Annotated in this window: 11 protein-coding genes; 5 read left to right on the top strand and 6 right to left on the bottom strand. The window is 62.6% G+C overall.

Annotation, left to right across the window (positions count from 1 at the left end; all coding sequences use genetic code 11):
• Positions 1 to 59: 59 nt before the first annotated feature.
• Entirely contained in the window at positions 60 to 545 is a 486-nt protein-coding gene (locus tag CQ012_RS16210; protein WP_105662647.1) for an Lrp/AsnC family transcriptional regulator, read from the bottom strand.
• A gap of 127 nt (positions 546 to 672) precedes the next feature.
• Here CQ012_RS16210 and kynU point away from each other — a divergent pair, with 127 nt between their 5' ends.
• From kynU to CQ012_RS16195, 3 genes are all read left to right on the top strand, one after another.
• Positions 673 to 1,953 (top strand): kynureninase, encoded by a 1,281-nt coding sequence (gene kynU / locus CQ012_RS16205; RefSeq protein ID WP_105662646.1) that lies wholly within the window; start codon positions 673 to 675, stop codon positions 1,951 to 1,953.
• 123 nt (positions 1,954 to 2,076) lie between these two features.
• Entirely contained in the window at positions 2,077 to 3,459 is a 1,383-nt protein-coding gene (locus CQ012_RS16200; protein ID WP_105657913.1) for an amino acid permease, read from the top strand.
• 106 nt (positions 3,460 to 3,565) lie between these two features.
• A complete protein-coding gene (locus CQ012_RS16195) occupies positions 3,566 to 4,189 on the top strand; it encodes a thymidine kinase (protein WP_105658007.1) in 624 nt (207 codons plus the stop codon).
• 622 nt (positions 4,190 to 4,811) lie between these two features.
• On the opposite strand, the gene CQ012_RS16190 is transcribed toward CQ012_RS16195, so the two are convergent.
• The 4 genes from CQ012_RS16190 to xylA are packed head-to-tail and all read right to left on the bottom strand — an operon-like array spanning position 4,812 to position 9,313.
• Positions 4,812 to 5,345 carry a TetR/AcrR family transcriptional regulator gene (locus CQ012_RS16190; protein ID WP_105657914.1) on the bottom strand — a complete coding sequence of 178 codons (534 nt, stop codon included), beginning with the start codon at positions 5,343 to 5,345 and terminating at the stop codon, positions 4,812 to 4,814.
• A 33-nt stretch (positions 5,346 to 5,378) separates the two neighbouring features.
• A complete protein-coding gene (locus CQ012_RS16185) occupies positions 5,379 to 6,647 on the bottom strand; it encodes an FAD-binding protein (protein ID WP_105662645.1) in 1,269 nt (422 codons plus the stop codon).
• A gap of 9 nt (positions 6,648 to 6,656) precedes the next feature.
• Complete coding sequence (gene xylB, locus CQ012_RS16180; RefSeq protein WP_105662644.1) at positions 6,657 to 8,084, bottom strand: xylulokinase; 1,428 nt, start codon at positions 8,082 to 8,084, stop codon at positions 6,657 to 6,659.
• A gap of 41 nt (positions 8,085 to 8,125) precedes the next feature.
• Positions 8,126 to 9,313: a xylose isomerase gene (xylA, locus tag CQ012_RS16175; RefSeq protein WP_105662643.1), complete on the bottom strand. Its 1,188-nt coding sequence runs from the start codon at positions 9,311 to 9,313 to the stop codon at positions 8,126 to 8,128.
• A 130-nt stretch (positions 9,314 to 9,443) separates the two neighbouring features.
• Here xylA and CQ012_RS16170 point away from each other — a divergent pair, with 130 nt between their 5' ends.
• Complete coding sequence (locus CQ012_RS16170) at positions 9,444 to 10,679, top strand: ROK family transcriptional regulator (protein WP_105662642.1); 1,236 nt, start codon at positions 9,444 to 9,446, stop codon at positions 10,677 to 10,679.
• Here CQ012_RS16170 and CQ012_RS16165 read toward each other — a convergent pair.
• Positions 10,664 to 11,473, bottom strand: coding sequence for a MerR family transcriptional regulator (locus CQ012_RS16165; RefSeq protein ID WP_105657919.1), 810 nt, complete (start codon positions 11,471 to 11,473; stop codon positions 10,664 to 10,666). The genes CQ012_RS16170 and CQ012_RS16165 overlap by 16 nt on opposite strands.
• Positions 11,474 to 11,649: 176 nt before the next feature.
• On the opposite strand from CQ012_RS16165, the gene CQ012_RS16160 reads away from it, so the two are divergent.
• Positions 11,650 to 12,303 carry a Pr6Pr family membrane protein gene (locus CQ012_RS16160; RefSeq protein WP_105657920.1) on the top strand — a complete coding sequence of 218 codons (654 nt, stop codon included), beginning with the start codon at positions 11,650 to 11,652 and terminating at the stop codon, positions 12,301 to 12,303.
• Positions 12,304 to 12,414: the final 111 nt, after the last annotated feature.

Here is a 12,414-nt window from a genome sequence, read left to right as displayed (position 1 = left end):
GCTGAAATAAATGAGATATAGATGAGAGACGCCGTTAGATGACAAAAAGCCTGTCTCGGCTAGGCCAGGTGCTCGAAGATAATTACCGTCTGGGTGGATGAGAACGCGCGGTTGGAGCCCAAGTGCGCGGCCACGAATGCCCGTAGGTCTTCGATGCTTCGGGTAGCCACCCGAACCAGCAAATCCGGCGAGCCGCCAAGAACGAAGACTTCCTTGACCTCGGCGAGCTCTTTGAGCTGATGCGCCGAGGAGAGCAAGCGGTCTCGGGCTGTGGACGAGACCACAATAGAGATCATGGCGTTGACGGCCACGCCAAGAAGTTGCTCATTGATCGCAGCATGGTAGCCGGTGATCACCCCCGCCTTGGAGAGGGCTTTCACCCGGCCCAAGCAGGTGGACGGCGCCAGGCCGACTTTTGCAGCCAGGACGTTATTGGCAATTCGAGCATCCTTGCTCAGCTCGGCGAGAATGGACAAATCCGCTTCGTCTACACGAACAGGATTCGGCTTGGCGTCGCCTTGAACTGTCCATAATGAACCTGCCACGGTTGATCAACTCAATTCTTTGGGAAAGTTCAGATTTAGTCGCACTATATCGAATCTGATTCTACGATGGAAACACCATCGAGAACGGAAGTTCTCCCGCTTTGATCTTGGCTGAACAGGAGATCCAATGACCACGGAACTGACCCGAGAGACCCTTGCCCAGTTGGACGCGACAGACCCGCTGGTGGCCTTTGGCGACCGCTTCAACCTCCCGGAAGGCGTCATCTACCTCGATGGCAACTCATTGGGCGCGTTGCCGAAGGGTGCGGCCGAACGTGCCGCCCAGGTGGTGACCGAAGAATGGGGCCAGGGCCTGATCCGTTCCTGGAACACCGCCGGCTGGTTCGAGATGCCGCTGAAGCTCGGCGACAAGCTGGGGCGGCTGCTGGGTGCGAACCCCAGCGAAACCGCGATCACCGATACCACCACACTGAATCTGTTCAAGGCCTTGGCATCGGCACTGCGCACGCAGAAGGCTGATGCCCCGCAGCGCCGGGTGATTCTCACCGAACGCGACAACTTCCCAACAGATATCTATATCGCCGAGGGATTGGCTGATCTGGTCAACTCGCTCTCGCAGGAAACAGGTGTGGCCTATGAAGTGAAGCTCATCGATGGCGAGGCGTCGCTGCGCGCTGCACTGGACGAGACTGTCGCCGTGGTTGCCCTGTCGCACGTGAACTACCGCACCGGTTCCATGTGGGACATGGACGAGACCACCGCAGCAATCCACGGCTCCGGAGCCCTGGTGGTCTGGGACTTGGCCCATGCCGCGGGTGCAGTGCCGATTGACCTGAATGCCGCAGATGCAGACTACGCCGTGGGCTGCACCTACAAGTACCTCAACGGCGGCCCGGGTTCTCCGGCTTTCATCTGGGTCAATGCCCGCCACCATGAACGTTTCTGGCAGCCGCTGTCCGGCTGGTGGTCGCACAAGTCGCCCTTCGAGATGGCTGGCAGCTACACTCCAGCAAATGACATTCGCCGCTTCATGTGCGGTACCCAGCCGGTTACTTCGCTGGCCATGATCGAGGTCGGCCTGGATATCGCGCTGGAAGCGGACATGGACAAGGTGCGCGCCAACTCGCTGGAGCTGGTGGACCTGTTCATCGAGCTGGTTGAAACCCGCTGCGCCGGCTACGGCCTGGAACTGGTGACTCCACGCGAACATGCTGCTCGCGGCAGCCACGTCAGCTTCCGCCATGAGCATGGGTACGAAATCATCGCTGCGCTCATTGACCAGGGCGTTATCGGGGACTACCGCGAACCGGAAGTCCTGCGCTTTGGCATCACCCCGCTGTACCTGACGCGTACCGATATCTGGGACGCCGTGGAGAAGCTGCGTGAAATTCTGCACACCAATGCCTGGCAGCGCGAAGAGTACGCCGTGCGTAATGCCGTGACATAACGCAAATTCCGCCGCTTTCGGGTCTTGGTGCGCCGAAGCCGGCGAATCTGCGCGAGAGTAACCTTAACAACAGCACGGCATTTTCGATGCCGTGCTGTTCGCATAGGTCTAAAGGGAGCATCGTTGGGCAAGCAGCCGGTACGCGCCACTGAATTCGGTTCGGGTTTGAAGAAGTCGCTGACTCCTGGGCAGATGTCCATGATCGCGCTGGGCAGTGCCATCGGCACCGGTCTTTTCGCGGGCAGCAAGCTCGCCATCGCCATGGCCGGTCCCTCGGTGATCATCAGCTACCTCATTGGCGGGGTCGTCGCCTTGCTGGTCATGGGCGCATTGGCGGAAATGACCGTCAAGCAGCCGGTGGCCGGTTCCTTCGGGGTCTACGCCGAACGCTATCTTGGACGTTTCGCCGGGTACCTGACCAAGTACCTGTACTGGTCTGCGCTGATCTTCGCCGTGGGCACCGAAGTCAGCGCGGTAGGCGAGTACATGCAGTACTGGTTCCCCGAGATTCCAGGGCTGGTTTGGGTCCTTGTCTTCTCGGCCGCGCTTTTGGGCGTGAACTTCTCCAGCGTGAAGATCTTCGGAACCACCGAATACTGGTTCTCCGCGATCAAGGTCTTCGCGGTGGTCGCGTTCATCATCATTGCCCTCTGGCTGGTGTTCCACGACCCCAGCGACCAATACGGGTTCCATAACTACTCGGCCGAAGGCGGCTTCTTCTCCAATGGCCTGTTCGGCATGTGGACCGCTGTCATCGTGGCGATCTTCTCCTACATGGGCATCGAGGCGATCTCCATTGCCGCCGCAGAAGCAAAGAACCCCAAGATTGCCGTACGCAAGGCCTTCAAGGTCTCCTTCCTGCGCTTGCTGCTCTTCTACGTGTTCACCATGGCCCTGATCCTCGCGGTGGCGCCCACCAGCGAACTGCTGGCCGGAGGATCGCCATTTGTCACTGTGATGTCCCAGATGGGTATCCCGTTCGCCGATTCGGTACTGAACTTCGTGCTCATCATTGCCGCGCTCTCGGCCATGAACGCCCAGCTCTATGCGGCAACCCGCATGCTGCATTCGCTGGCTGATTCCGGGCACGCGCCGCGCCTGGCACACCGGACCAACAGTGCGGGCGCTCCTATCCACGCGGTGTGGATGTCTGCCGGAGGCATCGCCGTGGCAGCACTGGTCTACGCGCTGGTTCCGGAGGGAGGCTTCGGCATCATGATGTCGCTGGCTACCTTCGGTGCCCTGGCGACGTGGTTCATGATCCTGGTGACCCACGTGTCCTTCCGCCGCCAGGTGCGCCTGGACCGGGCCGTCCTGGAATACAAGCTGCCAGGCTACCCGGCCGCGTCGATTCTCGGCTCGGTACTGCTCGCCGGCCTGCTGGTGACCTCGTTCTTCGTGCCGGAATTCAAGTACACCCTGATTTTCGGTGTTCCCTTCGTCATCTTGATGTCGGTGCTCTACAGGCTGGTTTTCGCCGGCAAGAAACAGCCTGCGGTGAAATAGCAGGGCAACCGTCCGCGGCGCCGGTTCGCTGGCGATCCGCGGCGCGGGCACTAAGATCTTAAGGGGCCTGCCAGTTGGCAGGCACCGCAACTTTCGAGGAGCAATGGTGGCCAAGCTGTATTTCCGCTACGGAGCGATGAACTCGGGCAAATCCACGAGCTTGCTGCAGGCTGCCTTCAACTACGAAGAACGCGGCCAGCGTATCCTGCTGGCCAAGCCGGGAGTCGACACCAAGGGCGAGAAATCAATCGTTTCCCGCCTGGGCATTGAACGGGAAGTCGACTTCAGCGTGGGGCCGGAAGAGAACCTCCGCGAGAAGTTCGCGGCCCATTGCCTCGGCGATGACCCTGATGCCTTGCTGCCGCATGTGGATGCGCCGCCGGTAGCCTGCCTGCTGGTCGACGAGGTGCAATTCCTCTCCCGAACCCAGGTCGATGATCTGCTGCGCATCGCCGTGCTCGATGATGTTCCGGTGCTCGCCTACGGTATCCGTACCGACTTCCGCACCCGCGCCTTCCCGGGGTCGGCACGCTTGATGGAACTGGCGCACTCGCTTGAAGAGCTGAAGACCATCTGCCGTTGCGGGCGCAAGGCCATGTTCAATACCCGCAGATCAGGTGACCACATTGTTTTTGACGGAGACCAGGTCGCCATCGACGGTGAAGAGGTCTGGTACGAGTCGCTGTGCGCTGCCTGCTATCTGGAAGCATCCGGCGGCAAGCTGAGCTAGCTCAGCAGCCTTTCGGACCGGCAGCCAGCGGCCGGTCTGCCCAGTGGCGGCTAGTCCGGTAGCAGTCGAGTGCCGCGTTGCGCCGATAGGCAAGACCGTGCGCGCACCGATCGATGCGCTCCTGTGCCGGACAGTGAAACATATGCCCGGCATCGGACAAGCGCGGGAACGATACGACCAGCTCGAAGAGCAGAATGGAAATTCATCCCGCTGGCCTTGCCTCCGGCTCATCAGGATCCCTCGAAGGCGCAAAACCCATGGCGGAAAGAACGGCCTGCGTCCGGCCGCAAGCACATGCCAGCGGTTCCAGGAGGGAGCCGTGAACAAGGAATTGACGCATGATGCGATCGAGCAAGGGTGTACTGCCGGAGCTGTTGCCATGGCAGTGCTCCACGACCTGGCGCGCAGGACGCCCAACCGTACCAGGATTTCGCGCAGGAACGGATCGCCGCCGCTCGGATGTGCGGCACGCCAGTGATTGCGCGTTGGGTGGCTGATATGGCCTTGGCCGAGTTCGCGTAACTGGAGATCCAGTGCAAAGCAGCCTGGCTGCTTGTCGACTCGGTGCAGGAAGCGAAGGACTACCTGGCAAGTTTGGTTGAGGACGCCCCGGCGCGAGGCGCTAGCCGATGAGGCCGGCAACGGCCCGCTGCAGGCCCCAGTCGAAGCCGTCAGCCAGGGGTGCATCGACATCGAGCTGCACGAGGTTCTGGCGGTAGGCGACCGAGCCGAGCACGTGGTTCAGCAGCAGCTGCTGTCCATGGCGGGCATTTTCGGCAGGCAGCCCTGCTGCTTCCAGCAGGGTGCGAAGCTGCAGCACCGGCTGGAGCTCGGTGGCCTGCATTGCGGTGGCGACTTCGATGACCTCGGGGCTGTCCTGGATCGGCAGCAACGCGAGGTAGAGCTTGCGCGCCAGCTGCAGGATTGCCTCGGATGGGGAATTGTAGTCCTCGGCAACCACCGACAGCGCAGGGGTGTTCAGCAGCTGGGCGGCAACCTGCGCCAGCAGCTCCTGCTTGTTCTTCACATGCCAGTAGAGCGCACCGACCTGGACATCGAGTTCCTTGGCCAATCGGCGCATCGACAAATCAGCCAACCCGAACTGTTGCAGGATGCCGACCGCGGTGTCCACGACCGTTAACTGAGTCAATGCCATGGTGACAAGTCTAGTCGCAACGCCTGTGCGCGTTCAGGTTCCAAACACCGTGCGGTTCAGGAAGCCGTTGCGGAACTTGCCGGACGGATCCAGGCGCTGCGCCAAGGCAATGAAGTCGTTGAACTTCGGATACAGCCCGGCCAGTTGCGCGCCGGTGGCTGCGAAGAGCTTGCCCCAATGCGGACGTGCCGCAAAAGGTGCCAATGCTTCCTCGATCCGTGGAAGGAGCGCCTCGACAGCCTCCTGCTGGGGCTTCCACGTGAAGTGCAAGGCAATGCCGTCACGGCCGTAGTTTCCACTGAGCCACAGGTCATCGGCGGCAATGGTGCGTACTTCCGAGACCAGCAGCAGGGGAGTGATGGCAGGAGAAAGACTGCGGACAGCCTGGATCGTTTCGACTGCGTGCTCGCGCGGAACCAGGTATTCGGTCTGCAATTCATCGCCGGCACTGGGGGTGAAGTCCATGCGGAAATGCGCCAAGCGATCCGACCATGCACCGGCCTGGCCCAACTGGATGCTGCAGATCCCGCCGTCGGCGCCGGGCAGCGGGTGCAGCGCAGCGGTCGCCGGGAACCCGCCGAATCGGCCCTGGTCAATATGCTCTGCCAGCGCGTCGCCAACGCGGCGCTTGAGCCAGGCCTGGCCTACCTGCTCGCCGCTCCAGTCAGTGAACAGGCTGACGCTGTAGGCCGAAGCCTGAATGGTGTCGAAGTCCTCGAGCACCTTGTCCCAGGACAGGTCCTGGTAGACGGTCTGCTCCACCTCGAAGCTGGGCACGATATCCAAGGTGAGGTGGGTCAGCACGCCCAGCGCACCCAGGCCGACCACGATGCCATTGAAATCCTCGCCGCCGCGCTTCACGCTCAGCTGCGAGCCATCGGCCAGCACCAGTTCCACCGCGCGCACGGCGGTGGCGAGGTTGCCATGGGTTTCGCCGGAACCGTGGGTTCCCGTGGATACCGCCCCGGCAACCGAGATATGCGGCAGGGAGGCGAGATTGTGCAGGGCATAGCCGGCGCGTTGCAGTGCATCAGCCAGGGCGCCGTAGGTGGTGCCGGCGCTGACGCGCACGGCCATGGCCAGCTCATCAATCTCGATGGCTTCTGGCATCTTGGCCAGAGAGATCATCAGCTCCTCGGTATCGGCGATGTCATTGAATGAATGGCGCGAACCCAAGACCTTCACGGATTTTGCAGCACGCACCAGGTTCCGCAACTGTTCAAGGCTGGTGGGGTAGAGCAGTTCTTTGGCCCGGTATTCAAGATTTCCGGCCCAGTTCAGTTCCCTGTTGCGCAGTTCCAAGGCTATTCCCTACTTGTCGAGCCACTGGCTGGAAACCAGTGCGCGGTAGCGTTCCAGTACCTGCGGGGCCGGTTCCATCGCCGGGACTTGGGCAGTGCCCTGTGCCCAGTGGGGGAATTCCCCGGCCAGTACGCCGGCCGCCTGGCGGGCTGCGCCATCGGCGACGTATTCGCCCGGGGCCGGGATCAAAATTGGCAATCCCAGGATCTGGGCGGCGATCTGCTGGACCGCGCGGGACTGCGCGCCACCGCCGACAAGGATGATGCGCTGCGCTTCAACCCCTTGGGCTTCCAGTGCGCGCAGGCCGTCGGCTAGCGAGCAAACCACCGCTTCCACGGCGCTGCGGGCCAGATTCGCGGCGGTGTAGTTGGCTCGGGTGATGCCATGCAGCGAGCCGGTGGCCTCTGGCAGGTTCGGGGTGCGCTCGCCGTCGAAGTAGGGCAGCAAGGCCAGCCCGTCGCTACCCGGGACGGCGGATAGTGCCAGGTCATTGAATTCTTCGAGGCTGACCTGCAGCAGGGTGGCGGTGGCATCGAAGATGCGGGTGGCATTCAGGGTGCATACCAATGGCAGGTAGTTGCCGGTGGCGTCGGCGAAGCCTGCCACCAGGCCGGAGGCATCTGCCGATGGGGAATCGGCAACCGCGAAGACGGTGCCGGAGGTGCCCAGGGACATGACGACGTCGCCCACCGTGGCGCCTACGCCCAAGCCGGCCGCGGCGTTATCGCCCGCGCCGGCACCGATCAGTGCTCCGGAAGTGGTGCGGCCAATGGATTCCAGCGGGCCAGCGACCGTAGGCAGAATCGGGGCGTGGCCCAGATGCTGCTCCAGCGCCTCGTAGTCATAGGCGTTTTCGGCGGCACGGTAGTAGCCGGTGCCCGAGGCATCCGAACGATCGGTGCGCAGGGCGGCCAGCCCTGCTGCCCCGGAGCCCGGGCCGTAGCCGGCCAGGCGCCAGGACAGCCAGTCGTGCGGCAGGCAGACGGCAGCGACCTTGGCCGCGTTCTGGGGCTCATTGTCCCTCAGCCAGCGCAGCTTGGTCAGCGTGATCGAGGAGACCGGGACGGTGCCGGTGCGCTGTGCCCAGTACTGGGCGCCCGCCGCGGCATCGCCCTGGCCTGCCTCGGTGATGATCTGGCTGGCCGCCTGCGCGCTGCGGGTGTCGTTCCACAGCAGTGCCGGGCGGATCACCGCACCGCTGGCGTCGAGCACCACCATGCCATGCTGCTGCCCGCCCACCGAGATGGCGTCCACGTCGTCCAGGCCCCCGGCCTGGGCGATCGCTTCCTGCAATGCGCTGAACCAGGATTCCGGATCCACTTCGGTGCCATCGGGGTGCGAGGCACGGCCGGAGCGGACCAGGGCGCCTGTTGCGGCGTCGCGGATGACCACCTTGCATGACTGGGTGGATGAATCTATGCCGGCAACGAGCGTCATTGTTCTTCGGCTGCTTTCTGCGGTGGGCGGGGGTGAGCGGTCTAGCGGGCGTTGAGCAGGTGCTCGATGGCCAGCTGGTTCAGGCGGATGAACGCGAAGTTGCGCTGCGCTGCGGCGTTGGCGTCGAAGTCGGCGAAGCTTGCCGCATCGTCCATCAGCTGCTGCGCGGTTTCGCCGGCGTCCAGGGTGCTCTCGCCCAGCTCGAACACGCCCGAGAGCTTCATCGCCTCCTGGACCTCGGGGTCTGCGCGGAATGCCTGTGCGCGTTCCTTGAGCATCAGGTACATGGACATGTTGGCCTTGGCCGAGTCCCACACGCCGTCGTAGCCGTCGGTGCGCGATGGCTTGTAGTCGAAGTGGCGGGGGCCATCGTACTTGGGTCCGCCGGTCGGGAAGCCGTTCTCCAGCAGGTCGACGGTGAAGAAGGCGCTGGTCAGATCGCCGTGGCCGAAGACCAGGTCCTGGTCGTACTTGATGCCGCGCTGGCCGTTGAGGTCGATGTGGAACAGCTTGCCTGCCCACAGCGCCTGGGCGATGCCGTGGGTGAAGTTCAGGCCAGCCATCTGCTCGTGGCCGGTCTCCGGGTTCAATCCGACAATGTCCCCGTGTTCCAGCTTCTCGATGAAGGCCAGGCCGTGGCCTACGGTTGGCAGGAAGATGTCGCCGCGTGGCTCATTCGGCTTCGGCTCCAGCGCGATGCGCAGGTTGTAGCCTTTTTCCTTGATGTAGCCGGCTGCGGTGTCCACGCCTTCGCCCATGCGGTCAAGTGCCGCGGCCAGGTCCTTCGAGCCGTCGTACTCGGCGCCTTCGCGGCCGCCCCACATGACGAAGGTTTCGGCGCCCATTTCGGCTGCCAGGTCGATGTTGTGCAGGACCTTGGCCAGCGCGAAGCGGCGGATCGAGCGGTCGTTGGAGGTGAAGCCGCCATCCTTGAATACCGGGTGGCTGAACAGGTTGGTGGTCACCATCGGGACCTTCAGGCCGGTTTCCTTGAGTGCTGCACGGAAGTCCGAAAGGATCTGCTCGCGCTGGGAAGCGGTGGCGTCAAAAGGAATCAGGTCGTTGTCGTGGAAGGTGATGCCGTAGGCGCCGAGCTCGGCCAGCTTGTGGACAGCTTCCACCGGATCCAGGTTCTTGCGGGTGGCGACACCGAAGGGATCGGCACCGGTCCATCCCACGGTCCACAGTCCAAAAGTGAAGCGGTCGGCGGCGGTTGGCTGAAGAGTCATGGGATGCATCCTTGGATCGGGGGTTGGCTGATGCCATTTAGTTTATGTCCTGAACTATATGGGTGGTGATGCGCTAGAGTCAATAGCGAGCAGTGAACGATTCGTCCCAAAAAATTCTCAAGGAGAAGGCATGCGCCAACCAGCGTCTAGCGCCCGTGCCGCAAGCTCTTCGGCCCCGGGTAACGTCGGAGACGTGCGCAAAGCCAACCTGGCCAGGGTCCTATCGGTGATCGCAGGCGCAGGGGAAGACCAGCGGTTATCACGCGCCGATATCGCCCAACTCAGCCAGCTCACCAAGGCCTCGGTCTCCAGCCTGGTCGCCGATTTGCTGGCGGCCGGACTAGTTATCGAAATTGGCGTGCACCGCGACGGGGAACGCGGGCGGCCCTCGGTGGGGCTCATCCTGAACCCCGCACGCTGTGTCATGGGCATGGAAATCAACGTTGACTACATAGCCGCCGGGCTGGTGGACCTCAGCGGCAAACTGCTGGCACACGAAATCCTGCCCAGTGCCAACCACAGCTCAACAGCCAGCGAAGTGCTCGCTGCGCTGGGAGAGCTGAGTCAAAGGCTCCAAGCTGCCGCCCGGGCCCAAGGGCTAATGATTCTCGGCGGCGGGTTGGCTGTTCCTGGTTTGGTCAACGAGGAGCGGTACACCGTCCTGCAGGCCCCTAACCTCGGCTGGGAGCGGCAAGACCTGGATGTCGCAGCATTGCTGCCCGACGCCAAAACCCGCTTCAGGCTCTTTAACGAAGCCAACGCCTCAGCGCTGGCCCAGCAGCAGTTGATGGACGTCAAAGAACGCGACTTCCTGTTTGTCTCCGGGGAAGTGGGCATCGGTGGCGGATTGATAATCGACGCTGAACTTTTTGCCGGTCCCCAGGGACACGCCGGTGAACTCGGGCATGTGGTGATTGCCCCCGAGGGCAGGGCCTGCAGTTGTGGCGGTCGTGGATGCTTGGAAACCATTGCCGGGCAGGAAGCGATCCTGGCTGCCGCTGATCTAGGGGCGATGGTCGATAGCGCCTCGCGCCAACGGCGGATCCACCAGCTATTCCAAGCGCTGGAAACCGGAACCGAACCCGCGCTGAGCGCGGTAGCCGAGGCCGGAAAATCCTTGGGAATTGCGGTGGCCTCGGCCATGCGCCTGTATGACGTTTCCACGGTAGTCTTTGGCGGGCACTTTGCCGCCCTGGAACAGTGGCTACGTCCTGCCATGGAAGCCAGCCTCCAGATGCACGCGCCGAGCATCGCCGGCCAGGCTCGACTGCTGTGCTCGCCGCTGGGCCAAACAGGTGCGCTGGTCGGTGCCGCGCGCAGCGTGGCGGGGGACCTGTTGGAGGCCCCGCATCAGCTGGTGGGTTGAGAAACGCCTACCGGCTGCTGCAGTTCGGTCACCCAATCACCTTGGTCTTCGGAGATGGCACGCACGTAGACTTCGCGGCACGGACCGGTCGGAACCAAACCGCGGGCTAGGACTTCTTCGTGCACGGCCTGCCAGCTTTCATGGATGGTGTCCATGGAGCCGAGGTGCACTCCGCAGATGGCTTCGGGCACCGCGGGGAGCTCGATGATTTCGACATCGGCGAGGTTGGGAGCGTTAGTGGCGTATCCGGCAATGACCTCTACTCCATCCTCAGTTCCGTTGTATTGCGCAATGGGCGTGGCAAGGCTTTGGCCCTGAATGGACTGCGCGATTCTGTCGAAGAGCGGGCCGATGCGACCAGCGATTTCAGGTTGCTCGGACACCGTGAAGCGGCCTGCGGCCAAGCGCACTGCGGGCAGTGGCTTGTGGATGATTTCAATGCGTGACATGAGATTCTCCTTTGAGATCAAGCGCAGGCGCCGTTGCACATCCTGCAGCCGCTGCGTGGCCAGCCGGTGTTCGGCCTCGACCTGCGCGGCACGATTCTGCAAGTGCTCAGCAATCTTTTCCGCGGTGGCTCCCTGATCCAGGATCAGGGAAACCTCTTCCAGGCCGAAACCCAGCTCGCGCAAGGCCACGATCTGATGCAAGCGCTGGAGCTGGGAAGGGTCGTAGGAACGGTAGCCGCTGCACGGGTCTACGTGGGCGGGCTTGAGCACCCCGGCGGTATCCCAGTGCCGCAGCATGCGGTGGGTAACCTGGCCGATCTGCGCAAACGCCCCGATGGATAGCATGCTTCAGTTCTCCGCCCTCACACTGTGTCAGGGTCAAGCCCTTGGCTGGTTTTGGAATAATTGTTGCATCGCGAGAGTTCTCCCGGGCGGTTTTGACGGCCGGCAAAGTTCCGGAATCTCCGAGCAGCTACGCATGAATCCTTGGATGAGGCAGCAGCTGGCTATAGTCTTCCAGGGTGAAGACCCGTCAAACCGCCTTGCGCTTCCTCAACCTGGCTCGGATACTGTGGGCGCTGGCCACCCTGGGCGCTATCGTGGCGACCTACGCCGACACTGCCTCACGGGGCCCGGTGCAGCCACTGAATTTCTTTGGCTACTTCACCATTCAGTCGAATCTGGTGGTGGTTCTGGTCGGGCTTATCGCAGGACTGATGGGCCTAGCCAAGGGTGCTTCGATGCCCCGCTGGGTTGTGGGCCTGCGTGCCATGGCGAGCGTGTGCATGGTCGTGGTCGGGCTGATCTACCTCACGCTGCTGGCACCCTTAGGGGCCGCAGGCGGGGTTCCGCTTCCTTGGGCGAATTGGGTAATGCATATTCTCGGTCCCCTGCTGGTTCTGGCCGATTGGCTCTTGGCCAGGGACCGTACTTCCCTGTCCTACCGGGCGGTGCCGCTATTGCTGATTTACCCGTTGCTCTGGACCGGGGTAGTGCTGATTCGCGGAGCGTCCGATGGATGGGTTCCTTACCCGTTCCTCGACCCGGATCAGGGATACCCCGTCATTGCCCTGTACGTTGTTTCCATTGCCGTGCTCTTCGCGGGAATAGCTTTTCTGGTTGTCGCTTATGGCCTGCGTGGGCGACATCGTGACGTGCAACTCGAGATTCGCTAATCGTTTCGGTAAACTTTGGTCGTAAGAGCCCCTAACTCTTGCAACGGACCTTCAGGTTTCAGTGAGCAGGACAGGGGCATATTTTTTGTCCGGCACCGTGCCGGGACGGCG

The organism is Arthrobacter sp. MYb214 (assembly GCF_002979865.1).
Lineage (GTDB): Bacteria > Actinomycetota > Actinomycetes > Actinomycetales > Micrococcaceae > Glutamicibacter.
This window is presented reverse-complemented; position numbering and strand designations above follow the sequence as displayed.